This window comes from Type-D symbiont of Plautia stali (assembly GCF_001485335.1).
GTDB lineage: Bacteria > Pseudomonadota > Gammaproteobacteria > Enterobacterales > Enterobacteriaceae > Pantoea > Pantoea vagans_C.
On record NZ_BBOC01000009.1, the window covers coordinates 19,750 to 45,028 of the forward strand.

Sequence of the window (25,279 nt, forward strand, 5' to 3'; positions counted from 1 at the left end):
ATCGCGCCGCGACAGTAGGATTACAACTCTACCACTTCATAGCTGTGGGTGATTTCCACACCTTTACCCAGCATGATCGCCACCGAACAATACTTCTCAGCGGAGAGATCAACCGCGCGGGCCACGGCTTTATCACTCAACGCTTTGCCGCTGACAATAAAATGCAGGTTGATGTGGGTAAAAATACGTGGCGCTTCTTCACGGCGTTCAGACGTGAGCTTCACCTCGCAATCGGCCACATCATTACGGCCCTTTTGCAGGATAGACACCACGTCAATCGCGCTACAGCCGCCCGCCGCCATCAGAACCATCTCCATTGGACTCGGCGCTTTATCCCCTGAATTACCGTCCATTAATACCTGATGGCCAGATGAGGATTCTCCGAGAAAGGTTAACCCCTCCACCCATTTCACTCGTGCCTGCATTATTCTTTCTCCTGAAGTGGCTATTTTGCCGCCAGAGTACGCTTTCAGTTGATAAACAGCAATCCAGACTCTTCCGCCTGTTGCTGAAGCGAGACAACAGAAGACAGCTTGCAAAAGCTGTGCTACAAACAGTGCTGAAAATATTTTCGTCGTAACAGACGAAGGCGGGAAGAATCAAAAGCGTAGCTTAAGAATCACCCGGAAATAAAACGCTCGACGATTACACCGCCTGACAGGGAAAACTGCCCCCTGTGCTTTGGGCACGATTACAATAGAGGATAATAGCGAATGGTTCTCGGCAAACCGCAAACAGACCCTACACTCGAATGGTTCCTGTCCCATTGCCATATTCACAAATATCCGTCAAAGAGCACGCTCATCCATCAGGGTGAGAAAGCGGAAACGCTGTACTACATCGTGAAAGGTTCCGTTGCGGTTCTGATCAAAGATGAAGAAGGCAAAGAGATGATCCTCTCCTACCTCAATCAGGGAGATTTCATCGGCGAACTCGGCCTGTTTGAAGAAGGTCAGGAACGTAGTGCCTGGGTACGTGCCAAAACTGCCTGCGAAGTGGCTGAAATTTCCTACAAAAAATTCCGTCAGCTGATTCAGGTAAACCCGGATATTTTGATGCGACTCTCGTCGCAAATGGCGCGTCGTCTGCAAATCACCTCCGAGAAAGTGGGCAACCTTGCCTTCCTCGATGTGACGGGCCGTATCGCGCAAACACTGCTTAATCTGGCCAAACAGCCAGATGCGATGACTCACCCAGACGGGATGCAGATTAAAATCACCCGTCAGGAGATTGGTCAGATCGTGGGTTGCTCACGCGAAACCGTGGGGCGCATCCTGAAAATGCTGGAAGATCAGAACCTGATCTCCGCACACGGTAAAACCATCGTCGTTTACGGCACCCGCTAATTTCTTATCACCCACGGCGTGATGGCAACATCGCGCCGTTTTTGTTTGCGATGAGCTGATGTGGCGCCGAATCATCTATCATCCTGAGGTCAACTACGCCCTGCGGCAAACGCTGGTGCTGTGCCTGCCTGTGGCACTTGGCTGGCTGTTTGGCGATCTGCAAAAAGGCCTGTTGTTCTCATTAGTGCCTGCCTGCTGCAACATGGCCGGTCTGGATACCCCGCATAAACGCTTCTTCAAACGTCTGATTGTCGGCGGTTCGCTGTTTGCCATCGGCAGTTTTTCGATCCAGTTGCTCACGGATTATCAGATTCCGCTGCCGCTCATTCTGTTTGTGCTGCCGCTGCTGATTGGTGTCACCGGCGAAATCAGCCCGTTGCATGGCCGCTTGCTGCCAGCCACCCTGATCGCCGCCATCTTTAGCCTCAGCCTGGTTGGAAGGATGCCGGTCTGGGTGCCGCCGCTGCTGTATATCGGCGGTACGTTCTGGTACGGCCTGTTTAACTGGTTTTGGTTCTGGCTGTGGAAAGAGCAGCCGATGCGTGAAACCCTGAGCCTGCTGTATCGCGAACTGGCAGATTACTGTGATGCGAAGTACACGCTGCTGACGCAACTCACCGATCCTGAAAAAGCGTTACCGCCGCTACTGGCACGCCAGCAAAAAGCCGTCGATCTGATCACCACCTGTTATCAGCAAATGCATATGCTCTCGGCCAGCCGCGATAACAGCCATAAGCGTCTGACGCGAGCGTTTCAGGTGGCGTTGGATTTACAGGAACACATTTCGGTGAGCCTGCATCAGCCGGAAGAGGTGCAAAAGCTGGTCGAGCAGAGCCACGCTGAGGCGGTGATCCGTTGGAATGCGAAAACCATCTCCGCGCGCCTGCGCATCCTCGCCGATGCGATTCTCTATCATCAGTTGCCGGACCGCTTCCATATGGAAAAGCCACTCGGGGCGCTGGAAAAAATCGCGCGCCAGCACCCGGATAATCCGGTCGGCAACTTCTGTTACTACCACTTCAGCCGTATCGCACGCGTCTTACGCACACAGAAGCCGTTGTACACGCGTGACCTGATGGCGGATCGTCAGCGCCGTCTGCCGTTCTTCCCCGCGTTGCGCAGCTATCTGTCATTGAAATCTGCCGCTTTACGCACCGCCGCACGCATCTCGGTGATGCTAATGTTCGGCAGCGCAGTCGCGCTGTTCTTCAACATTCCTAAGCCCTACTGGATTCTGATGACCATCATGTTTGTCAGTCAGAATGGCTACAGCGCCACGCGGGTGCGCATTCAGCACCGTGCGCTCGGCACCTTTGCCGGCTTGCTGATTGCCGCCGCCTCACTGCGACTGGCCGTACCCGAATCGGTCACCTTACTGTTTATGCTGGCCATCACCCTCGCCAGCTATCTGGTGACGCGCAAATATTATGGCTGGTCGATGATTGGCTTCACCGTTACCGCCGTGTATTCGTTACAGCTGCTGTCGCTCAATGGCGCACAGTTCTTATTGCCACGCATGATGGATACGCTGATGGGCTGTCTGATTGCGTTTGCAGGCATGATCTGGCTGTGGCCGCAGTGGCAGAGCGGATTGCTGCGCAGCAACGCCCATGATGCGCTGGAAGCCTATCAGGAAGCGTTACGAATGCTGTTGGGGCCGGAACAATCGCCGGAAAAACTGGCGTACCAACGCATGAAGGTCAACCAAGCGCACAATGCGCTGTTCAACTCGCTTAACCAGGCATCAAGCGAACCGGGCTTCAACGCGCAGTACCTGAAAGATATGCGCATGTGGGTAACACACAGTCAGTTTATCGTCGAGCATCTCAACGCCATGACGATTCTGGCACGTGAGCACACCATGCTGACGCCGAAACTGGCGGAGCGTTATCTGCAATCCTGTGAAATTGCGCTGCAACGCTGTCAGCAGCGGCTGGCATACGATGGACCAGGCAATGACAGCAACATTCTGGAAGCGCCGGAGAATCTGAATGAGGGGCCGGTGACGATTGTGGAACAGCATGTGAAGCGCATCCTGCAACACCTGAACGTGATGCACACTATCTCTTCACTGGCATGGAGCCAGCGACCGCATCATGGTCGCTGGCTCAAGGTGTTACGACCGAAAAGCTAGTTACGCCGCCAGCACCTTCTCAATGGCTTTGGCGAAACGCGCCATACCTTCTGCGATATCGGTTGGCTCGATCACCAGCGAAGGCACAAAACGAATCACGTCGGTGCCCGCCGTCAGCACCATCAATCCTTCTGCGGCTGATGCATTGAGGATGTCGCGTGCTTTGCTGGCGTACTGCGGTTTCAACGCCGCACCAATCAGTAAACCTTTGCCGCGAATCTCACTGAACAGTTCAAATTGACTGTTGATGGCCTGCAGACCTTCCACGAACTGCTGGCGACGCGCTTCCACGCCATTTAGCACTTCTGGTGTATTGATAATATCCAGCGCGGTTTCGGCAATCGCACAGGCCAGCGGGTTACCGCCGTAAGTGGTGCCGTGCACACCTGGCGCCATCACAGAGGCAATTTCGTTGGTGGTCAACATCGCACTCACCGGGAAACCGCCGCCCAGCGCTTTTGCACTGGTGATGATGTCGGGTTTGATGCCGTAATGCTCGTAAGCAAACAGCTTGCCGCTACGCCCCATGCCGCTTTGGACTTCATCCAACACCAACAGCGCTTTATGCTCATCACACAGCGCGCGCAGGCCCTGCATGAATTCTGCGGTCGCTGCCACCACACCGCCCTCGCCCTGAATCGGCTCGACGACAATGGCGCAGGTGTGGTCATCAATCACTGCTTTGACGGCATCCAGATCGTTAAACGGCACATGCACGATATCGGCAGGCTTCGGTCCAAAGCCGTCAGAGTATTTCGGCTGACCGCCTACAGTGACGGTAAACAGGGTACGGCCATGGAACGCGTTGTGGAAGGCGATGATTTTGCTTTTAAACGGGCTGTGTTTCTTGCAGGCGTAATAACGCGCCAGTTTGAAGGCCGCTTCGTTGGCTTCCGCGCCTGAGTTACCAAAGAACACGCGATCGGCGAATGTCGCGGCAATCAGTTTGCTGGCCAGACGCAGTGCCGGTTCGTTGGTGAATACGTTGCTGGTGTGCCACAAGGTTTCGCCCTGCGATTTCAGCGTTTCCACCAGCGCCGGATGGCAATGGCCTAAAGCAGTCACCGCGATGCCGCCGGAGAAGTCGATATACTCTTTGCCCTGCTGATCCCAGACTCGGCTGCCCTTGCCTTTAACCGGCACAAACTGCGCAGGTGCATAAACAGGCAAAATTACGTTATCGAACGTTTCCCGGGTTACCGCTAGTTTTTCCGCTGCCATTGCCGACCTCATTGGGTTATTTGTTGAGCTGAAGTGAAATTATAATCACAAAATATGCATAAAAAATCATACGAAGGCAAACATAAGTTACGCGTTCAGAAAATTAGCCAAGAGTTGATGGCCCTGCTCGCTGAGGATGCTCTCAGGATGGAACTGCACCCCTTCCAGCGGCAAGGTGCGATGGCGGAAGCCCATGATCTCATCCGGCTCGCCGTTGCGCAGGCTCCAGGCGGTGACTTCGAATTCAGCGGGCAGCGTATCGCGCGCCACAATCAGTGAATGGTAGCGCGTCACGGTGAGAGGATTATTAAGGTTGCGAAACACGCCTTGCTGGGTGTGCTGGATCACGGAAGTTTTCCCATGCATTACCTGGCGCGCACGGACCACCTGCGCACCATATGCCTGCGCAATCGCCTGATGGCCAAGGCACACGCCAAGTATCGGCAGGCGTCCAGCAAAGTGACGAATCGCCTCCAGCGAGACACCGGATTGATCCGGGGTACAGGGACCCGGAGAAATCACCAGATGTGTCAGCGGCAGCGCCTCGATTTCCGCCACGGTAATGGCATCATTACGCACCACGCGCACATCCGCGCCCAGTTCACAGAAGTACTGGTAGAGATTCCAGGTGAAGGAGTCGTAGTTATCAATTAGCAGCAGCATAGTGCCCTCAGGCCAGAAAAACCGCCGCTATTCTACGCATTTTAACGAGCGGGGCTCACCACTTTCGCAAACTGCGCCGTCAACGGTGCCAGATCGCCCGCCACACCGGCAAAGAGCGCGCTGCGCCAGGCATCTCGCTCCAGTTTATCCCACGTCAGCAGATAACCAGCATGCAGCGCCAGCTGTTCAAAGAAAATACGCTGTGTCCGGCCATTTCCCGCGCGGAACGGGTGCAGCACGAATATCTCGCAGTAATAGTGCGCCAGGCGCGCCACAAACTCCGTCTGCGGCAGGTTGACCAACTGTTGCTCATCCTCCAGCGCCGCCATCAGCCCATTGCCCTCTTTCTCAATATATTCACAGTGGCAATATGGCGTTTCGTCGCGCCAGATATCTATGCTGCGCACTTCACCGGCCCAACTGTAGAGGTCCTGAAACAGGGTGCGGTGAATATGGCACAGCCACGGCATCCCTCTGCTGCGCGGTCCTAACTCCAGCGTCGCCAGACGTGCCGCGCTAAAAGCCAACTCCGCTTTACGCAATTGCGCTTCATCATGAATATCGAGACGATTTTTTAGCACCCTGTCGTTATGCCATAGATAGGGATCGCGCACCGCCAGACTGTTATCCGCCATATTGCCTCCTCAATGATTCCAGTCGATCTTCCTGCTGCTCAGTGGGGATGTCGATAGGCGCATAACCGGCCAGGCGGCAACTGGCCTGATAACTGGCCGCACGGCGCTGCTGCCACAGTGTGGTTTTCTGTTTTTCAGTGAGTTTGCTGGTCATAGGGCCTCCGGCAAGCGATTTGCCCTAAGTATAAGAGCAAATTTTAGCTTTGCCGGAGCACGGCAGAGCGCGCCACTGGAGAATGGCGCGTCAGACGATTAAGGCAGGACTTTGGCAGAGAGGATAACAATCGGTTTTGACGGCACATTTTGGTATGGGCCGACATCTTTGGTTGGCACCTGCGCAATCTTATCGATCACATCCTGGCCTTTCACAACTTTACCAAATACCGCATAACCGAAATCACGTTGACCGTGATCGAGGAAGGCATTATCCGCAACGTTCAGGAAGAACTGGCTGGTCGCGCTATCTTTATCTGCAGTGCGCGCCATCGAAATGGTGCCACGCAGGTTACGCAAACCGTTGTCGGCTTCGTTCTTGATCGGTGCAACGGTCTGCTTCTGCTGCATGTCCGTTGTGAAGCCGCCGCCTTGGATCATAAAGCCAGGGATCACGCGATGGAAAATGGTGTTGTTGTAGAAACCGTTGTTGACGTAGTCGACAAAGTTCTTCACCGAAACCGGGGCTTTCTGGTTGTTCAGTTCGAGTTCGATATTGCCCGCAGAAGTGGTGAGCAGCACATGCGTATCCCCTTTGGCTGCAAGAGCAGTAGCGGATACAGAAGAGAGCGCTAACAGGGCAACCGCCGCTGTCAAAGTACGTTTAAACATGAATGATTCCTTACCATGGAGTGCAAGCTCAAAACGAGATTGATTGTAAAGAGCAAGTTATACAAGAGCCAGCGTTTTACCGATATTTACGCTGATGTTGCGATTGTCATACTTTTGCGCTTACGCAATCATTTGCGTGACGAGAATCACACTATTAATGAAATATTTCGCGCTTGTTTCACTCGTTGTTTATTAAGATCACAGTTCCATTTACAATTCATGACACTTTTTGCCCATCCCGGCGCTTCACAGGTTCAGAACATGACAAACCGTAATCGCATTGGCCTTACCTGGATCAGCTTTTTCTCTTACGCACTCACCGGCGCGCTGGTTATTGTTACCGGCATGGTGCTGGATAATATTGCCCAGTACTTCCAGTTGCCGATTTCAGAAATGAGCAACACCTTCACCTTCCTGAATGCCGGTATTTTGGTCGCGGTATTCCTGAACGCTTGGTTGATGGTGATTGTGCCGCTGAAACGCCAGCTGATCTTTGGCTTTGTGCTGATGATCCTTGCCGTCGCGGGCTTGATGACCAGCCACGATCTGACCATCTTCTCGCTGTGCATGTTTGTGCTTGGCGTGGTGAGCGGTATTACGATGTCGATCGGTACCTTCCTGATTACGCATCTGTATGATGGCCGCCAGCGCGGTTCACGTTTGCTGTTTACCGACTCTTTCTTTAGCATGGCCGGCACTATTTTCCCGATCATCGCGGGTGTACTGCTGGCGCGTGCACTGCCGTGGTACTGGGTGTATGCCTGCATTGGCGTGATTTACCTGGCGATCTTCGTACTCACGCTGATGGTGGAATTCCCTGAGCTGAAAAGCGAAGCTGCGGTGCAAGGCGGCGAGAAAGAGAAATGGGGCATTGGCGTGCTGTTCCTGTCGATTGCCGCACTCTGCTACATCCTTGGTCAGCTGGGCTTTATCTCTTGGGTACCGGAGTACGCTACCAAGTCGATGGGCATGGATATCGCCGCGGCTGGTCAGCTGGTGGGTAACTTCTGGACCGCCTACATGGTGGGTATGTGGGTGTTCAGCTTCCTGCTGCGCTTCTTCGATCTGCAACGTATTCTGATGGTTCTGGCCGCCCTGGCAACGGGCTTGATGTACTGGTTCGTCACCACAAATGATGCCAGCATGCTGCACTGGATCATCATGATTCTGGGCTTCAGCTCCAGCGCTATCTACACCACCATCATTACGCTGGGATCGCTGCAAACCAAAGTCTCTTCACCGAAACTGGTGAACTTTATCCTGACATGCGGCACCGTCGGCACCATGCTGACCTTCGTCGTGACCGGCCCGATTGTGGCGAGCGGTGGCGCACATGCGGCACTCTCTACCGCTAACGGTCTGTATGCCGTGGTGTTTGTGATGTGTGTACTGCTCGGCTTTGTGACCAAACATCGCCAGCACGGCCATGTGACGCACTAACGCGCTTGAGTGGGCGGCCTTCAGGCCGCCCACGTCGGTCTCACTACCGTTTAAACGTGACCGCTTCTGCTGCGCCCAGGTAAATCTCACTCCTTGCAGGCTGCGTTGCGGCCACCACCCTTCCCTGACGTATCGAATAACGCACCGGCACTTGCCTGCGTACTGCATCAAATCCACTCTCCGCAGGCAGGATAATCAGGCTGGCATCATCTCCTACGGCAAGACCGTAGTGCTCCAGTTGCATCGCCTTGGCGCTGTTCTCAGTAATCAGTTTCAGGCCATTGTCGATCTGCTCGTAGCCCATCAGCTGACAGACATGCAACCCCATGTGCAGCACCTGCAACATGCTGGCGGTGCCCAGCGGATACCAGGGATCAAACACATCATCATGGCCAAAGCAGACGTTGATATCGGCGTCGAGCAGCTCTTTCACGCGCGTGATGCCCCGTCGTTTCGGATAACTGTCAAAACGCCCCTGCAGATGGATATTCACCAGCGGATTCGCCACGAAGTGGATTTTTGACAGCTTCAGCAGCCGGAACAGACGTGAAGTGTAGGCATTGTTATAGGAATGCATCGCCGTGGTGTGGCTGGCGGTCACCCGCTCGCCATTGCCGTCACGGTGCGCCAGTGCCGCCACCGTTTCGACAAAGCGCGATTGCTCATCATCGATCTCATCGCAGTGCACATCCACCATTCGGTCATAGCGATTGGCGAGGGCAAAGGCTTTGTGCAGTGACTCCACGCCATACTCACGGGTGAATTCGAAATGCGGAATAGCACCGACCACATCCGCACCGAGGCGCAGCGCCTCTTCCAGCAGCGCTTCGCCGTTGGGATAGGAGAGGATCCCCTCTTGAGGGAAAGCCACAATCTGGATGTCGATCCACGGTGCCATCTCGGCTTTCACTTCCAGCATGGCTTTCAACGCGGTAAGTGTGGGATCGGAGACATCAACGTGAGTGCGCACATGCTGAATACCGTTGGCAATTTGCCACTTCAGCGTCTGCTGCGCGCGCTGTTTGACATCTTCATGGCTGAGCAGCGCTTTGCGCTCTGCCCAACGCTCAATGCCCTCAAACAGCGTGCCGGATTGGTTCCACGCAGGCTGACCGGCGGTTTGTGTGGTGTCGAGGTGAATATGCGGCTCAATAAAAGGTGCACTTGCCAGCCCGGCTTCGGCATCCAGCGCATCGTCCTGCTCCTGCACCTGCGGTGGTTGGGGGCGAATCGCCGCAATTTTCCCGCCGTTGATTTCCATCTGCCACAGGCCTTGCTGGCCCGCTAAGCGCAGGTTGTTGATCCACTTCAGTGACCGGTTCGCCATGCCTCTCTCCTGTTTTAAAGCAACAGCTTAAGCTAGCACGAATAGCCATTCGCCAGCGTCATCGATTTTTGGATTGCCCGCATTGCACAATGATCAACCAAATGAGCCACTTATGAAAAATGTTCAAAATCAGTTACATACCTCAAAATGAGTATATGGCGTGACGCTTGATATACATCAATGAGCGGCAAAAGTAGCGCGCTAAGGTAGGCGCAGATACCGCAAATTTTGAGGCAAGCATGAGCAAGCACAATGTCGTGATTATTGGTAACGGCATGGTTGGCCACCGCTTTATCGAAGAACTGATCGACAAAGCCGACCCCGGCCAATTCGCCCTGACCGTCTTTTGTGAAGAACCCCGCGTCGCCTATGACCGCGTCCACCTTTCCGCCTGGTTTTCCCATCACACTGCTGAAGAACTCTCACTGGTGCGTCCCGGTTACTACGAAAAGCATCAGGTGAATCTGCTGATGGGTGAACGTGCTGTCACCATCAACCGTGATGAAAAACTGATTCACTCCAACACTGGTCGCGCGGTGCATTACGACACGCTGATCTTCGCCACTGGCTCCTATCCGTGGATCCCGCCGATTAAGGGAGCAGAGGGCAGTGACTGCTTTGCTATCGCACCATCGAAGACCTCAATGCCATTGAAGCCTGCGCGCGCCGCAGTCAACGTGGTGCCGTGATGGGTGGCGGCCTGCTGGGGCTGGAAGCCGCTGGTGCCTTGAAAAACCTCGGCATTGAAACCCACGTCATTGAGTTCGCGCCTGGCTTAATGGCGGAACAGCTGGACGGACAAGGCGGCGAACAGCTGCGCCGTAAGATCGAACAGATGGGTGTGCGGGTGCACACCGGCAAAAACACCCAGCAGATTGTACATCATGCCAATGGCGGCAAAACGCTGGAGTTTGCCGACGGCAGCATGCTGGATGTCGATTTCATCGTCTTCTCTACCGGTATTCGCCCACAAGACAAACTGGCAAAACAGTGCGGGCTGGCGCTTGGACAACGCGGCGGTATCGCCATTAACGACCGCTGCCAAACCAGCGATCCGGCCATATACGCCGTCGGGGAGTGTGCCGCATGGAACAATCGTCTTTTCGGCCTGGTGGCGCCAGGCTACAAAATGGCGCAGGTTGCCAGTGACGTGTTGCTGGGCCGTGACAATGCCTTCGCCGGGGCGGATATGAGCGCCAAGCTCAAGCTGCTGGGCGTCGACGTGGGCGGCATTGGCGATGCGCAAGGACGTACGCCGGGCGCACGCAGCTATATGTGGCTCGACGAGCAGAAACACATCTATAAACGCCTGATCGTCAGCGAAGACAACCGCACCCTGCTTGGCGCAGTGCTGGTGGGTGATACCAGCGACTACGGCAATTTGCTGCAGCTGGCACTGAATAACATCCCACTGCCAGACCAACCGGAGAGGCTGATTCTGCCCGCTGGCAGCGGCGACAAACCGGTAATGGGCGTGGATGCGCTGCCGGACAGCGCGCAAATCTGCTCCTGCTTCGATGTCAGCAAAGGCGATATCATCAACGCGGTGCAAGGCGGCTGCCATACCGTGGCGATGCTGAAAACTGAAACCCGTGCCGGCACCGGCTGCGGCGGCTGTATCCCGCTGATCACCCAAGTTCTCAACGCGGAACTGAGCCGTCAAGGGATTGAAGTCAATCATCACCTGTGTGAGCACTTCCCCTATTCGCGCCAAGAGCTGTATCACCTGATGCGCGTTGAAGAGATCACATCCTTCGAGGCGCTGCTGGCGAAATATGGCCAAGGTTACGGTTGTGAGGTGTGCAAACCCACCGTGGCCTCGCTGCTGGCGTCTTGCTGGAATGAGTATGTGCTGAAACCGCAGCATGCACCGCTTCAGGACAGTAACGATCTGTTCCTCGGCAATATCCAGAAAGATGGCACCTATTCCGTGATCCCACGTTCACCCGGCGGTGAAATCACCCCTGAAGGCTTGATGGCCGTGGGGGCCGTGGCGCGTCAGTACAACCTCTACACCAAAATCACCGGCTCACAGCGTATTGGCTTGTTTGGCGCCCAGCGCGACGATCTACCCGCTATCTGGGCTCAGCTCATCGATGCGGGATTTGAAACCGGCCAGGCCTATGCCAAAGCGCTGCGTATGGCGAAAACCTGCGTCGGCAGCAGTTGGTGCCGCTATGGTGTCGGAGATAGCCTCGGTTTTGGCATCGAGCTGGAGCATCGCTACAAAGGCATCCGTACCCCGCACAAAATGAAGTTTGGCGTCTCAGGCTGTACCCGCGAATGTGCGGAGGCGCAAGGTAAAGACGTGGGCATCATCGCCACCGAGAAAGGCTGGAACCTGTACGTCTGTGGCAACGGTGGCATGAAGCCGCGCCACGCCGATCTGCTGGCCGCCGATCTCGATCGCGACACGCTGCTGACCTACCTTGATCGCTTCATGATGTTTTACATCCGCACCGGTGACCGCGTGCAGCGCACTTCGCTGTGGCTGGAAAGTATGGAAGGCGGCATCGACTATCTGCGTAGCGTGATCATCGACGACAAACTCAGCATCAATGCGCAGCTGGAAAGCGAACTGACCCGCCTGCGCGGTGAAGTCGCGTGCGAATGGACCGCGACGGTGAACGATCCGCAGCAGCAAAGCCACTTCAGCACCTTTATCAACAGCGATCAGCGAGATCCGCTGATTCAGCACATTCACCAGCGCGATCAACATCGCCCGGCACGTCCCGCCGAGCGCATTGCCGTTGCCCTGATTGAGGAGATCGACGCATGAGCCAGTGGCATCCGGTGTGTGAAATAGAGCAAATCCTGCCTGCCAGCGGCGTCTGTGCGCTGGTCAAAGGCCAGCAGATCGCCATCTTCCGTCCGCGTGACGATGAGCAACTGTTTGCATTAAGCAATATCGATCCTTTTTCTGAAGCCAGCGTGTTATCGCGCGGCCTGATTGCCGAGCACCAGAAGACGTTGTGGGTCGCCAGCCCCTTGAAAAAACAGCGCTTCCGCTTGAGCGATGGTGTTTGCATGGAAGATGAATCCCGTTCAGTGGCGAGCTATCCGGTGCGCGTCACTGAGGGGCTGGTCGAAGTGTGCGCCTGACAGAATTCCTTCACTTTATGAGACGTCACTATGTTTACTGACACCCTGAACAAATGCGCCGCCAATGCGGCGCGCATCGTACGTACTGCACAGCAGAGCCCGCTGGCCTTCTGGATCAGCTCGGCCATGGCCGGTGCTTATGTTGGCTTGGCTATCGTCCTGATTTTTACCCTCGGTAATCTTGCGGACCCGGCTTATCGACCGCTGATCATGGGCGCGACTTTTGGTATCGCTTTAACGCTGGTGATTATCGCCGGTTCCGAGCTGTTCACTGGGCACACGATGTTCCTGATGATTGGCGCCAAGTCCGGCACCATCAGCCACGGGCAAATGTGGTGTGTGCTGCCACAAACCTGGCTGGGTAACTTGATTGGCTCGGTGTTTGTTGCCCTGCTCTACTATTACGCAGCGGGTGCCATGCTGCCGAATGCTAATGCGCTGATTCACAGCGCGGCGCTGGCGAAAACTACGCAACCTGCGATGGCACTGTTCTTTAAGGGCGCACTCTGCAACTGGCTGGTTTGTCTGGCGATCTGGATGGCGGTACGTACCGAGGGCACGGCAAAATTTATCGCCATCTGGTGGTGCCTGCTGGCGTTTATCGCTTCCGGTTACGAGCACTCGGTAGCGAATATGACGGTCTTTGCACTGTCGTGGTTTGGCCAGCATAATGCCGACCTGACGTTGGGCGGGATCGGCCATAACCTGCTGTGGGTCACGCTGGGTAACATGTTCTCCGGCATGGTATTGATGGGCCTTGGTTACTGGTATGCCACACCGCACGCTCAGAGACCGCAAGCGGCAACACAAGCCGCTGCGCTTAAATCGGTTTAACGTTTTAAAGCCCGCATGATGCCAATCCGTTCGCGCATCGCTCCAGGTGCGCATAAATGCGCACCCTACGGTTATGTAGGGGCGCCATTTATGGCGACCAAAAGACGCGATGGGCGAGCATCACGCAGCTCGCGGGCTTTTTTGAGGATGAGCGATGGACTATTTCCCCCTGTTTTGCCGTCTGCAGGGTAAACGGTGTTTGCTGGTCGGTGGTGGTGATGTGGCAGAACGCAAAGCGCGTTTGCTGCTGGACGCCGGTGCCGATCTGCATGTCGGTGCATTGGAATTCTCCCCTGTTTTTCAACAGTGGGCTGAACAGGGAAAGTTACAGTTACTGCCCGGCCACTTTCAGGAGAGCTGGCTGGAAGGTTGCTGGCTGGTGATTGCCGCCACCGATGATGACGCCGTCAATCAACAAGTGGGGGATGCAGCCGAACTGCGCCGTATCTTCTGCAATCTGGTGGATGCACCACAGGAAGCCAGCGCGATCATGCCATCGATTGTTGATCGCTCGCCGCTGATGATTGCCGTCTCGTCGGGTGGCCGTGCGCCGGTGCTGGCTCGCCTGCTACGTGAAAAGCTGGAGGCGATGCTGCCACAGCATCTTGGTCAACTGGCTTCCCTTGCTGGTTCGTTACGTGGCCGAGTCAAGCAGACCTTCAATAGCATGGCGCAGCGACGTGCATTTTGGGAACGCTTCTTTGCCAGCGATCGCCTGGCACAAACACTGGCTAATCATGATAAACCGCGTGCGAACCACATCGTCGAGACCTTGTTTGACGCGCCGCTGGCCCAGCAAGGCGAGGTGGTGCTGGTGGGCGCGGGTCCAGGAGATGCGGGTTTACTGACGCTGAAAGGCTTGCAGAGTATCCAGCAGGCCGATGTTGTGGTTTATGACCGCCTGGTCTCGGATCCGATCCTCAATCTGGTGCGTCGCGACGCGGAACGCATCTTTGTCGGTAAACAGGCGGGTAATCACTGTGTGCCCCAATCGCAAATCAATCAGCTCCTGCTCGAGCAGGCACAGCGCGGCAAACGCGTAGTGCGACTAAAGGGTGGCGATCCCTTTATTTTCGGTCGCGGAGGTGAGGAACTGGAGGTGCTGGCACAGCACAACATTCCCTTCAGCGTGGTGCCGGGTATCACGGCCGCTTCCGGCTGCGCGGCCTACAGCGGTATTCCACTGACCCATCGCGATCACGCGCAGAGCGTGCGTTTTGTCACCGGGCATCTGCAACAGCAGGGTGAAATGGAGTGGGGAAAACTGGCCGCAGAACAACAGACGCTGGTGTTTTATATGGGGCTGACGCAGGCACCAGAGATTCAGCGTCAACTGCTGGCACATGGCATGGACGCCAACACGCCGGTGGCGATTGTGCAGAATGGCACCACCCCGCAACAGCAGGTGGAAACCGCCACCCTGGCAGAACTCAGTCAGCTGGCACAGCAGTTTGCCAGCCCGGCGCTGATCATTGTCGGGCACGTGGTGGGCCTGCGCAGCCAGTTACGCTGGTTCTAAACAAAAAAGGCGAGTCATGATGACTCGCCTTTTTAGATCATTTCACGCATGGTTTATGGCTGTGCCACAAAACCCACGGCTTCGTAGACTTTCTTCAGCGTTTCCTGCGCTTGTGCACGCGCTTTGGTCGCGCCATCACGCATCACCTGATTGAGGAATGCCTCATCGTTACGGAAACGATGATAGCGCTCCTGCAGCTCGGTGAGCATGCCAGAAACCGCTTCAGCCACTTCGCCCTTCAGGTGGCCATACATTTTGCCTTCGAACTCTTGCTCCAGCTGCGGGATAGATTTGCCGGTGACGCCAGACAGAATATCCAGCAGGTTTGACACTCCGGCTTTCTCTTTCACATCGTAACGTACCACGGGTGGCTCAGCGGAATCAGTTACTGCGCGTTTGATCTTCTTCACCACCGCTTTGGTGTCTTCCAGCAGACCAATCACGTTATTGCGGTTGTCGTCCGACTTGGACATTTTTTTAGTCGGCTCCAGCAATGACATCACGCGGGCGCCAGATTTTGGAATAAACGGCTCAGGGATTTTGAAGACATCGCCATACAGGGCGTTGAAACGACCAGCGATATCGCGGCTCAGTTCCAGATGCTGCTTCTGATCTTCGCCCACCGGCACCTGGTTGGTCTGATACAGCAGAATATCCGCTGCCATCAGCACCGGATAATCGAACAAACCTGCAGTGATGTTTTCTGAGTAGCGCGCAGACTTATCTTTGAACTGCGTCATACGGCTTAGCTCGCCGAAGTAGGCGTAGCAGTTCAGCACCCAGCTCAGCTGCGCATGTTCTGGCACGTGCGACTGAACAAAGATGGTGCTTTTCGCCGGGTCGATACCACAAGCCAGGTACAGTGCCAGGGTGTCCAGCGTGGCTTTACGCAGCGCAGCCGGATCCTGACGAACGGTGATGGCGTGCAGATCAACGATGCAGTAAATGCAGTGGAAATCATCCTGCATCTGCACCCACTGACGTAGCGCACCCATGTAGTTGCCAATGGTCAGTTCACCGGAAGGCTGGGCGCCGCTGAAAACGATGGGTTTGCTCATAATATGTCCTGATAATTACAGCCCGAGAGCGGGCAAAAGTTCGCTAAAAGTATCGAGAGTTAAATCGGGTTGGCTGGCAGCAATCGGCTCGCCGTAGTTGTAGCCGAACGTCATGCCGATATTCGGTACACCCGCTGCCTGGGCCGCGTGAATATCATTACGGGAATCACCCACAAACAGTAATTCTTTCTGCAGTACGCCAAATTGACCCAAAACAAGGAAGATCGCTGCGGGATGCGGCTTTTTCACCACGACATCATCACCGCCAATAATTAGCGTGAAGAATTCGGCAATGCCCAAGGACTGCAATAATGGCGCGACAAAGGGTGTCGGCTTATTCGTCACAATCGCCATCGGCAAGCCTTTCGCGTGTAATGCGGCCAGCGTCTCTTTTACCTGTGGAAACAGCGTGCTGCCGGCTTCCACCGTTTCGGCGTAATACTTGTCAAACAGGGTACGCGCATCGCGCTGCTCTTCGGCATGCGGCTCACGGCCTAAGGCCCATGTCAGTGCGCGGCTCATCATCACGTCGGCACCGTTGCCAATCCATGTTGAAGCCAGTGCCACACCCGGCGCTGGCAGCTGCAAATCGCCCAAAGCATGATCGATGGCCTGTGCCAGACCTGGTGCGCTATCCACCAGCGTGCCGTCCAGATCAAAGGCTAAGGCACGGATATCAGTGAAATGAGCCATTAACTTTCTCCAGTTCGCCACGCATTTCGTCGATCACTTTTTTGTAATCAGGATGACCAAAGATAGCTGAACCGGCCACGAACATGTCCGCGCCCGCTGCCGCGATCTGACCGATATTATCGATCTTCACACCACCATCCACTTCCAGGCGGATATCGTAGCCACTCACATCAATCAGACGACGCGCCTTGCGTAGTTTATCCAGCGTACCTGGAATAAAGGATTGGCCACCAAAACCTGGGTTCACTGACATCAACAGAATAATGTCGAGTTTATCCATCACATAATCGAGGTAATCGAGTGGCGTGGCGGGATTGAATACCAGACCGGCTTTGCAACCGTGCTCTTTGATCAGTTGCAGTGTGCGATCCACATGCTCGCTGGCTTCAGGATGGAAAGTAATGTAAGTCGCACCGGCTTTGGCAAACTCAGGGATCAGCGCATCAACCGGCTTGACCATCAGATGCACATCAATGGGCGCGGTGATGCCGTAATCGCGCAGCGCTTTCAGCACCATTGGCCCCATGGTCAGATTGGGAACATAGTGGTTGTCCATCACGTCGAAATGAACCACATCTCCTCCTGCCGCCAGTGCTTTCGCGGTGTCTTCACCTAAGCGGGCAAAGTCAGCAGCAAGAATTGAAGGGGCCAGCAAAAATTGTTTCATCCGATTCTCCCAATGTTGTGCGCCAGCCACAGCTGGCGAAATGCGTTGGTCGCGGACGAAACAGACTAGCGGAAAAGCGCCAGCAGTTCGTCAACCTGAGTGCGACCACTTATGCTTCGGCTGATGGAACGCCGGGCTTTGACTACATTTAACACCGCATTCTGATACCACTCGCGAGTGAGCAGCGTGTCGTGGTTAGAAATCAGTACCGGTATACCGTTTTCCTGCGCCAGCTTGTTGGCCAGTTCAGCCAAATGCTGCTGCTCGCGCAGGCTAAAACTGTTGGTGTGATAAGCGGTAAAGTTGGCCGTCGCTGACAAGGGCGCATACGGCGGATCGCAATAAACCACTGAACCAGCAGGGGCGTTGTTCAGAGTAACATCGTACGATTCACAGACAAAGGTCGCTTTTTGTGCCCGCTCGGCAAACCACAGCAGTTCCGCTTCTGGGAAGTAAGGTTTCCGATAACGGCCAAAAGGCACGTTAAACTCACCGCGCAGATTATAACGGCACAGACCGTTGTAGCCGTGGCGGTTGAGATACAGGAACAGTAGCGCGCGCTGATACGCATCCTTGCTGGCGTTGAACGCCAGACGATGCGCATAGTAGGTCTCCGCCATATTACCTTCAGGCGTAAACAGCAGACGCGCATCGTCAATAAAGTCAGCAGTGCGGGTTTTGACGATGTTATACAGATTGATCAGATCACCGTTAATGTCCGCCAGGTGATAGCGGTCATAATCAGTGTTGAGGAATACGGAACCGGCACCGACAAAGGGTTCGATTAGACAATCACCTTGTGGCAAATGACGACGAATATCGTCAAGCAGCGGGTATTTCCCTCCGGCCCATTTAAGGAAAGCGCGATTTTTCTTCATGCTGTCGTGGTTATTACATCTTAATTATTGGCTGTGGTGGAACCGACAGCAGCTCTGCGCTTTAAACGGGGCCACGTTTCCGCAGCCCCACATCAATTACTGGCTTTCTTTTTTCACCTGGCTCAGCGGTTTCACCCACGGATTTGCCGCACGCACTTCGGCAGGCAGTGACGCCACCGCGCGCTTGGCATCTGCTGGAGTGGCATAAGCACCGCTCACCAACACATACCACGGCTCACCGTTACGCGTGGTTTTATACACGTGGTAACCGCTCAGATTCTGTTTCTTCGCCCACGCATTCAGGCTCTCTTCTTTTGAAGCCCCACTCAACTGCAGCGTATAGTTGCCGCCCGTTGGGATAGACTTGCTGGCGCCAGCCGGTGCATTGTGCGCTGCAGTGGCATGCGTTTTATTCTCTTTGACCACTGGCACAGGCTTGGTGGTCGCCGCTGGGGCTTTGTGCGTGGTGCCGTTGTGCGTCTCACGCGTGCCGTTGCTGCTGGTACGTGATGGTGTTTCAGAGCGCATGGCTGGCGGTGTTATCGCTTTACCGTTGCCACTGACCGTTGCCGGTGCAGTCGGTAATGAACTATTGCCCTGTGCACCCTGCGCGGCGTTATCCACCTGGCCTTGCTGATTGTTCAACGCGCTGTTGAGATCGCCCGGCAATGTCACACGTTGCTGATTAGCGGGAGTATCCACTGGCGCAGCCTGAGTCGGCGTCGAGGAGACCGCAGGCATCGAGATGGCGTTGGGATCGCTGTTCGCAGGAGCTTGCGTACCCGCAGGAGTCTGAGTCACGCTACCGTCTGCAGACGGCGCAGCGTTCTGCTGGCCACTCATGGACGTCGAACCGGAAAGGTCGATGCTTTTTTCACCGCCACCAGAAGCTGGCGCCGCGCTGCCATTGCTGGCTGTAGCCGCGGGTTTCTTCTCATCCGGGCCGGTTAATGCGGAACCGATGCCCAGCACCACTAAAAGCAGTACCAGGATCCCGATGCCCATCATCATATGCTGACGTGATACCGGAACCTTGGTTTTCGGGGCGGAAGACTGTTTGCGAGGCCGCGTTGGACGGCGGTCACTGGCATCAGGTTTTAACTCATCTTCCGGTTTGAACTCATCCATCTAGCCTCCTCCGTAAAACGGCACGCTTCCCACGCACCGCATCACAACTCACCGCTGTACCCGTCATACTTCAAGCTGCTGCCAGGCTGGCTGTGCTTAATCACACATTCAATTATCGACTGGCTGCGACTCGAATGATGAGGGTCTTCATTAGGAATTATTACAATCGTTAATCGCTGCCAGCACCATATCATGCGCAACACCGGCACGCACTTCAGAGCGACCAATTGCGAGAGGCAGCACCAAACGCATTTCACCCGCCAGCACTTTTTTATCACGCATCATGTGCGGCAAGTACTCTTCTGCCTTCATGCTGGCTGGGCCATGCACCGGTAACCCGGCACGCAGCAACAGCGCGATAATGCGATCGGTATCTGAAGATGAGAACTGCCCCAGGCGTTCAGCAGTGCGCGCTGCCATCACCATGCCCGCCGCGATCGCTTCACCATGTAACCAGTTGCCATAACCCATGTGCGCTTCAATCGCATGACCAAAAGTATGGCCCAAATTGAGCAGTGCACGCAGACCGGTTTCACGTTCATCGGCGGCAACCACTTCGGCTTTGAGTTCACAGCAGCGGCGAATGCAGTACGCCATGGCTTTTTCATCCAGGGCCAGCAGCGCATCAAGATTCTGCTCCAGCCACTGGAAGAAATCACCATCAAGGATAATGCCGTATTTGATCACTTCCGCCAGACCCGACGCCAGTTCGCGTGCGGGTAGCGTCGCCAGACATTGGGTATCCACCACCACAGAAGCGGGCTGGTAGAAAGCACCAATCATGTTTTTGCCAAGCGGATGGTTGACGGCCGTTTTGCCGCCGACAGAGGAGTCGACCTGAGAGAGCAGCGTGGTAGGCACCTGGATAAAGCGCACGCCACGTTGGTAGCTGGCTGCTGCAAATCCAGTGAGATCACCGATCACACCACCACCAAGCGCAATCAGCGTGGTATCACGGCCGTGTGGTTTCTGCAGCAATGCGGTAAAGACTTCGTCCATCACGGCCAGCGTCTTGTACTTCTCGCCATCAGGTAAAATCACCTGATCCACCTTTACTCCCGCCTGGCTAAGCAGTGACGAGAGCTTATCAAGGTAGATCGGGGCCAGCGTCTCATTGGTCACCAGCATGGCGTTATCGCCTGCCTTTAGGGGCCAAAAAGAAGCCGGATCGTTAAACAGTCCGGCAGCGATGGTGATGGGGTAACTGCGATCCCCGAGTGAGACAGTGATCTTCTCCATGATGACCGATACCTATTTGCTGAGCCCTCAGGGCGCTGGATTAATTTTTTTCCAGCATGTTGATGATCTGATTGGCGACAACTTTTGCACTTTGATCATCAGTGCGAATGGTGACGTCAGCGATCTCTTCATAAAGCGGATTACGTTCGCCAGCTAGCGCTTCCAGTACTTCACGCGGTGGCTCATCAACCTGCAACAGCGGACGTTTTTTATCACGCTGAGTACGAGCAAGTTGCTTCTCGATAGTGGTTTCGAGATACACGACCACGCCGCGGGCGGAGAGACGATTGCGGGTTTCACGGGATTTGACAGAACCACCACCGGTTGCCAAGACAATGCCTTGCTTCTCGGTCAGTTCGTTGATGATCTTCTCTTCGCGATCGCGGAAGCCAGCTTCGCCTTCCACATCAAATACCCAGCCTACATCCGCTCCGGTACGTCGCTCAATTTCCTGATCGGAATCGAAAAATTCCATATTGAGTTGCTGAGCTAACTGACGACCAATAGTGCTTTTGCCGGCACCCATCGGCCCAACCAGAAAGATATTGCGTTTCTCTGCCATTTTATCGGTATTACTAAGAATTCGTTGATGATACCCCGCGTTCAGCGTTGCTGGCGGGACAGGAACTGAGACCTCATGAGCATTAACAAGAGTCAGACGGAAAATTATCTCAACACTCATGGCCGTTTGGCAACCGAATAAATTGCCCCCGGCGACCTACGAACAGGACCGGTCTGTGGTTCGCGAGACGGTAACGCCCCTCCTTTTTTCCCTCACACTTCAAGCTACAAGCGTGTTGGCCGCATGTGAGCATTCCAATAACTGATGCTTATCAGTGCTGGAATTCACGTTTTTGCCATCGAACTTTAACTCGATTTTTTTAGGGAAAATCTATTCTGACGCCAGTATCGCTTGTGACTGACGCCCATCGGAAGGTTATCCTGCCGCGTTCCGTTACACCGTTTTAAAAATCGCTAAACCTTGTAAGCTAATTCCTGCCCTGCGTCAACGCAGTTGGTCATTCAGAGTGAATTTTCCGCTTTATCCTGCAGTAAGCGCTGCTTCCCTGACCAGTCGAGGGGTAATGAAGATCACCAGTTCTTTCTTTTTATGCTCTTCCGTTTGCTGACGGAACAACCCTCCTACAAGGGGGATGTCGCCTAAGCCTGGCACACGCTTTTCACCCTGCGAACGCTGTTGCTGGAAAATACCGCCCAGCGCCAGGGTTTCACCATCGCGCAGCGTCACCTGGGTTTCAATTTCCTGCTTATCAATGCTCAACACGTTGTTTTCCCCCACGTTCAGACTGCGTCCCGGCATATTTTGGCTTAATCGCAGTTTTAACTGGATACGCCCATTGCCCAACACCACTGGCGTCACTTCCATGCCCAATACCGCTTCTTTAAATTCAATCGCCGTCGCGCCGCTATTACCGGACTTCACCTGATAAGGAATCTCAGTCCCCTGTTTGATAGAAGCGGTCTGCTGGTTAGAGGTAAACAGGCGCGGGCTAGCGATGATTTCGATGTGGTTTTCCTGCTCCAGCGCGCTGAGCTCAAGGTTAAGTAACTCACCGCTGACCTGGCCAAGCGTCACGCCTGCGCGCAAAGCGGGATTATCCAACGCTAAGGGAATGGCTAACTGAGGTTGGCGCAACGCCGCTGTCACACTCTGAGCCGGAGATGTGTTCCAGCTCACACCTAACTCACGCAGGTGTTCTTCATTAATGGTAATGATGTGAGCCGCTAACTCGATTTGTTCCAGTGGCCTATCCAAAGCCTTCAACCAGCGCGTGGTGTCTTGCAGTGCTTTAGCGGTGTCTCGCAGCAGCAAGCTGTTGGTACGGCTATCCACCGTCACGCTACCGCGAGGCGTCAGTAGTGAGCGCTCTGCGAGTAAACTGCGATAAATATCGTTGGCACTGGCGTAATGCAACATGATGGTCTGCTGCTCAAGGGGTAACTGCTGCTGTCGCTCATCCTGCTCCGCTTTAGCCTGCTGCGTCTGCATTTGCTGCCAGCTCTCCGGATACACCAATAGCACGCCCTCTTCCTGTACCACGGTCAATTTTGCCAATTGCGTCACCAACGCCAACGCGCGGTCCCAGCCGATATCCTCAAGGCGCAGTGATAGTCGCCCTTCAACGCCCGGTGCAATCAACAGGTTGGTTTGCTGGTAATCGGCCAGCGCCTGCAAAATGCGTTCAACCGGCGCATCATCAAACACCAGGCTTAACCGATCCTCACGGGCCAGCAGTGGCGCGCTCAGGATCAGCCATAATGTCAGGGCCATCCATTTCATAAAATCCTCCTTTTATTACCCAAGTGATTTGCTGTGGCGGGCAACGCTGTGCTGCACGCAATGTGAGGCTACGCGAGGTGAGTTCTGTAACCTGCCACGCGGTGTGTGGCAATGTGGCCTGCGTCGTGAGGCGATGACTTTTGCCCTGTGGTGAAACCAGCCAGGCGACATAACGCTGCGACGTCCCGACAATGCCCTGCAAACGCCAGCCATCGGGTTCTGCCGCCTGCGGCAGACAGAGCCTTTCTGTCAACGGCTGAAAAGGATCGCGAGCCAGCGCCAGGCTGCTGCACAGCAGCAACAGCCCGACACTAATCCGCATTTTCATCCTCCAGCCACATCTGCGTTATCAGCGTCCCCTTCTCTGTGCGCAGCTCAAAGCGCTGCGGAACAGAAACGTGCGCCTGTGCCAGCTCATCGAATAGCGGTAGAAATTGTGGCCAGTCAAGCCGCAGATGCAGTTGCTGAGGTTGGCTCGAGGGCTGCCAACTCTCCAGCTGTGTTCCGCGTGCCGCCACCAGATTTTCGAGGGTTTGCCGCACGACGTTTGCCCTCGCGGGCTGCAATAACAGCGCGATCTCACTTTCTAACGTATTGATGTGTGGGCGCGCGGCGAGTTGCTGCTGACGCAGGTGAACCTGCTGTGTCATTTCATCCTGCTGTCGCACCAGTACATCGTGCTGATGCTGTAGTGGTCGCAACAGAACCCACCACGCCAGCGCCAGCAGCAGCGCTGACATCATGACCAGGCACGCCATGCGTATGGCCAGAGAGAGTGCCAGCCAACGAAGCAGCGCTTCATTCATTCGCTATCTCCTGTACACGCGCTTGTAATGTGAAGCGATAATCACCGCCAGACAGACGCTGCACGTGGCCCGGCCTGACTTTGGCCAACAGCGGTTGCGTCATCAGTTGCTGGCGGAAATCTCTTACTGACAACATGCTCTGTGCCTGCCCTTCCAGCACCAGCACGCCTTGCCGCCGCTCCACTCGATTCAACCACAGCGTGTCTGGCATCAACGCGGGCAACTGTTGCCAGAATAGCTGCCAACGCTGATGTTCCGCCTGCTGTTGTTGCCAGACAAAGCGCGTACGCAGGAGTGCGTCACGCTGCTGAAGCAGTGAATGCTGTAACCTGAGCTGTTGTTGTAGACCGTCTCGAAGATGGCTGACTTCGTTTAACCTCGCCTGTTGCTGGTACAAGGCCTCGCTGCTGCGACACCACCCTGCCAGTAAAGCAATCCCGGTTATTGTCAGGCTACATCCCAACAGCACAACGCTCTGCCGACGGCGACGCTGCCACTGCTGTCTGCGCCAGGGAAGCAGATTGACGGCCAGCATCATGCATCCTCTGGACGCAGCGCTAAACCAAGCGCAATTGAAAAGTCACCTTCGTGAGCAGGCAACGGCGGCTGTCGATATTGCAGTAATGAGAGGGGTTTACAGCAGGTCACGCCGGGTTCAGACAGTATCTGCGAAGAGGTACAGAATACTGCAGCGGCCTGCGGGAAAGTGTCGCGTAATTGCGCCAGTGTCAAAGGTTCAGACCCGGCACCTGATGTGGTCTGTTCGCCCGCTAGCGTCCACAGCCAGTGGTCGTGCAGAGGATGGATCAACAGCTGGTCACGCTGCAGTGGCATGCGCATGGCAATCTGGGTTAGCGCCAGGCTACTGAGTTCAAACACATCAGGCCGCAAGCCGGATTGCTTCAACGGTGAGAGCCACTGTGCAATCACCTCGCGCCGCGCGGCGGTGATGCATATCTGCGAAGCTTTCCCTGCGGCTCGGTAGTCAATTGACAGCGAAGCGGGCTCGACAGGAAATAAACGTTGCGCCGAAGAGGCAACATAGCGGCTCATGGCCGGCTCACTCAGAGAAGTCTCCGGCAACGGCAACGTGCGTTGCAGCACCAACTGTGGAGGCAGCCCAACGCGGAGAGAATAACGCTTAGGCAGATGACGCTGCCAGCGCGTTAACATCTCCTGTAACAACGGGGTCGTTTGCAACACGCCGTTGCGTAACGTATCGTGCGGCACCGGTTGCTGCCACCAGTGTCGCAGTTGCCAACCATGACGTCGGCGTTCAATGCCCAGGGCGCAGAGTTGTCCATTTTGGATGTCCAGTCCGATTTGCCAGCGCTGAAAAGCCATGTGCGCGATCTCCTTATCTTTAAAGGTAAAAAAAGGTCTACCCTGGCGCACCTACCCCTTGAAGTATGACGGGTATATCAAAGCGTCAGGCTTGCCTTTATACTACCGCGCGATTGTT

Annotated in this window: 25 protein-coding genes and 1 pseudogene; 7 read left to right on the forward strand and 19 right to left on the reverse strand. The window is 55.1% G+C overall.

Features of this window, described 5'->3' with window-relative positions; all coding sequences use genetic code 11:
- Positions 1-20 precede the first annotated feature (20 nt).
- Positions 21-425, reverse strand: a complete 405-nt coding sequence (locus tag PSSD_RS04695; protein WP_021507440.1) for an OsmC family protein — start codon at positions 423-425, stop codon at positions 21-23.
- 288 nt (positions 426-713) lie between these two features.
- Between PSSD_RS04695 and crp the strand changes: the two genes are divergently transcribed.
- Together crp and PSSD_RS04705 are read left to right on the forward strand one after the other, a co-directional pair.
- Positions 714-1,346: a cAMP-activated global transcriptional regulator CRP gene (gene crp, locus PSSD_RS04700; RefSeq protein ID WP_039332728.1), complete on the forward strand. Its 633-nt coding sequence runs from the start codon at positions 714-716 to the stop codon at positions 1,344-1,346.
- Between the two features lie 58 nt (positions 1,347-1,404).
- Positions 1,405-3,480: a YccS/YhfK family putative transporter gene (locus PSSD_RS04705; protein ID WP_058969721.1), complete on the forward strand. Its 2,076-nt coding sequence runs from the start codon at positions 1,405-1,407 to the stop codon at positions 3,478-3,480.
- Here the strand turns inward: PSSD_RS04705 and argD are convergent, their stop codons facing one another.
- The 5 genes from argD to ppiA all read right to left on the reverse strand — a co-directional run bounded on the left by argD (position 3,481) and on the right by ppiA (position 6,824).
- Positions 3,481-4,701 carry a bifunctional acetylornithine/succinyldiaminopimelate transaminase gene (gene argD, locus PSSD_RS04710; RefSeq protein ID WP_058969723.1) on the reverse strand — a complete coding sequence of 407 codons (1,221 nt, stop codon included), beginning with the start codon at positions 4,699-4,701 and terminating at the stop codon, positions 3,481-3,483. It lies immediately after the preceding gene.
- A gap of 87 nt (positions 4,702-4,788) precedes the next feature.
- The gene (locus tag PSSD_RS04715) at positions 4,789-5,364 is read right to left on the reverse strand and encodes an aminodeoxychorismate synthase component II (RefSeq protein ID WP_058969726.1); all 576 of its coding nucleotides are present in this window, start codon (positions 5,362-5,364) and stop codon (positions 4,789-4,791) included.
- A 41-nt stretch (positions 5,365-5,405) separates the two neighbouring features.
- A complete protein-coding gene (locus tag PSSD_RS04720; RefSeq protein WP_058969728.1) occupies positions 5,406-5,999 on the reverse strand; it encodes a putative adenosine monophosphate-protein transferase Fic in 594 nt (197 codons plus the stop codon).
- A complete protein-coding gene (locus tag PSSD_RS26415; RefSeq protein ID WP_072214944.1) occupies positions 5,989-6,153 on the reverse strand; it encodes a YhfG family protein in 165 nt (54 codons plus the stop codon). The genes PSSD_RS04720 and PSSD_RS26415 overlap by 11 nt, the downstream gene beginning before the upstream one ends.
- 98 nt (positions 6,154-6,251) lie before the next feature.
- Positions 6,252-6,824: a peptidylprolyl isomerase A gene (gene ppiA / locus PSSD_RS04725; protein ID WP_034819591.1), complete on the reverse strand. Its 573-nt coding sequence runs from the start codon at positions 6,822-6,824 to the stop codon at positions 6,252-6,254.
- A 261-nt stretch (positions 6,825-7,085) separates the two neighbouring features.
- On the opposite strand from ppiA, the gene tsgA reads away from it, so the two are divergent.
- Positions 7,086-8,264, forward strand: a complete 1,179-nt coding sequence (tsgA, locus tag PSSD_RS04730; protein WP_039332716.1) for an MFS transporter TsgA — start codon at positions 7,086-7,088, stop codon at positions 8,262-8,264.
- Between the two features lie 43 nt (positions 8,265-8,307).
- Here tsgA and PSSD_RS04735 read toward each other — a convergent pair whose 3' ends face one another.
- Positions 8,308-9,591 carry a cytosine deaminase gene (locus tag PSSD_RS04735; RefSeq protein ID WP_058969731.1) on the reverse strand — a complete coding sequence of 428 codons (1,284 nt, stop codon included), beginning with the start codon at positions 9,589-9,591 and terminating at the stop codon, positions 8,308-8,310.
- A gap of 239 nt (positions 9,592-9,830) precedes the next feature.
- Here PSSD_RS04735 and nirB point away from each other — a divergent pair.
- From nirB to cysG, 4 genes and pseudogenes are all read left to right on the forward strand, one after another.
- A pseudogene (gene nirB / locus PSSD_RS04740) lies at positions 9,831-12,370 on the forward strand (nitrite reductase large subunit NirB).
- A complete protein-coding gene (gene nirD, locus PSSD_RS04745; RefSeq protein WP_058969733.1) occupies positions 12,367-12,693 on the forward strand; it encodes a nitrite reductase small subunit NirD in 327 nt (108 codons plus the stop codon). The pseudogene nirB and the gene nirD overlap by 4 nt, the downstream one beginning before the upstream one ends.
- A gap of 30 nt (positions 12,694-12,723) precedes the next feature.
- Complete coding sequence (gene nirC / locus PSSD_RS04750; protein WP_058969735.1) at positions 12,724-13,527, forward strand: nitrite transporter NirC; 804 nt, start codon at positions 12,724-12,726, stop codon at positions 13,525-13,527.
- A gap of 154 nt (positions 13,528-13,681) precedes the next feature.
- Positions 13,682-15,046 carry a siroheme synthase CysG gene (cysG, locus tag PSSD_RS04755; RefSeq protein ID WP_058969737.1) on the forward strand — a complete coding sequence of 455 codons (1,365 nt, stop codon included), beginning with the start codon at positions 13,682-13,684 and terminating at the stop codon, positions 15,044-15,046.
- Between the two features lie 53 nt (positions 15,047-15,099).
- Here the strand turns inward: cysG and trpS are convergent, their stop codons facing one another.
- The 12 genes from trpS to pilM all read right to left on the reverse strand — a co-directional run bounded on the left by trpS (position 15,100) and on the right by pilM (position 25,161).
- Positions 15,100-16,104 carry a tryptophan--tRNA ligase gene (gene trpS, locus PSSD_RS04760; protein WP_034819607.1) on the reverse strand — a complete coding sequence of 335 codons (1,005 nt, stop codon included), beginning with the start codon at positions 16,102-16,104 and terminating at the stop codon, positions 15,100-15,102.
- A 15-nt stretch (positions 16,105-16,119) separates the two neighbouring features.
- Complete coding sequence (locus tag PSSD_RS04765; RefSeq protein ID WP_058969739.1) at positions 16,120-16,797, reverse strand: phosphoglycolate phosphatase; 678 nt, start codon at positions 16,795-16,797, stop codon at positions 16,120-16,122.
- Complete coding sequence (gene rpe / locus PSSD_RS04770) at positions 16,781-17,464, reverse strand: ribulose-phosphate 3-epimerase (RefSeq protein WP_058969741.1); 684 nt, start codon at positions 17,462-17,464, stop codon at positions 16,781-16,783. The genes PSSD_RS04765 and rpe overlap by 17 nt, the downstream gene beginning before the upstream one ends.
- A gap of 65 nt (positions 17,465-17,529) precedes the next feature.
- Complete coding sequence (gene dam, locus PSSD_RS04775) at positions 17,530-18,342, reverse strand: adenine-specific DNA-methyltransferase (protein WP_058969743.1); 813 nt, start codon at positions 18,340-18,342, stop codon at positions 17,530-17,532.
- A gap of 96 nt (positions 18,343-18,438) precedes the next feature.
- Entirely contained in the window at positions 18,439-19,470 is a 1,032-nt protein-coding gene (locus tag PSSD_RS04780) for an SPOR domain-containing protein (protein ID WP_058969745.1), read from the reverse strand.
- Positions 19,471-19,620: 150 nt separating this feature from the next.
- Complete coding sequence (gene aroB, locus PSSD_RS04785; protein WP_039332693.1) at positions 19,621-20,709, reverse strand: 3-dehydroquinate synthase; 1,089 nt, start codon at positions 20,707-20,709, stop codon at positions 19,621-19,623.
- A gap of 40 nt (positions 20,710-20,749) precedes the next feature.
- Positions 20,750-21,271 carry a shikimate kinase AroK gene (gene aroK, locus PSSD_RS04790; RefSeq protein WP_010617392.1) on the reverse strand — a complete coding sequence of 174 codons (522 nt, stop codon included), beginning with the start codon at positions 21,269-21,271 and terminating at the stop codon, positions 20,750-20,752.
- Positions 21,272-21,751: 480 nt separating this feature from the next.
- Entirely contained in the window at positions 21,752-23,011 is a 1,260-nt protein-coding gene (gene hofQ, locus PSSD_RS04795) for a DNA uptake porin HofQ (RefSeq protein ID WP_072214946.1), read from the reverse strand.
- Positions 22,953-23,333, reverse strand: a complete 381-nt coding sequence (locus PSSD_RS04800; protein WP_058969747.1) for a HofP DNA utilization family protein — start codon at positions 23,331-23,333, stop codon at positions 22,953-22,955. Before PSSD_RS04800 ends, hofQ begins: the two co-directional genes overlap by 59 nt.
- On the reverse strand, positions 23,323-23,817 hold the full coding sequence (locus tag PSSD_RS04805; protein WP_058969749.1) for a HofO family protein: 495 nt from the start codon (positions 23,815-23,817) through the stop codon (positions 23,323-23,325). Before PSSD_RS04805 ends, PSSD_RS04800 begins: the two co-directional genes overlap by 11 nt.
- On the reverse strand, positions 23,810-24,355 hold the full coding sequence (locus PSSD_RS04810; protein ID WP_235589181.1) for a PilN domain-containing protein: 546 nt from the start codon (positions 24,353-24,355) through the stop codon (positions 23,810-23,812). The genes PSSD_RS04805 and PSSD_RS04810 overlap by 8 nt, the downstream gene beginning before the upstream one ends.
- Entirely contained in the window at positions 24,352-25,161 is an 810-nt protein-coding gene (gene pilM / locus PSSD_RS04815; protein ID WP_039332683.1) for a pilus assembly protein PilM, read from the reverse strand. Before pilM ends, PSSD_RS04810 begins: the two co-directional genes overlap by 4 nt.
- Positions 25,162-25,279 lie beyond the last annotated feature (118 nt).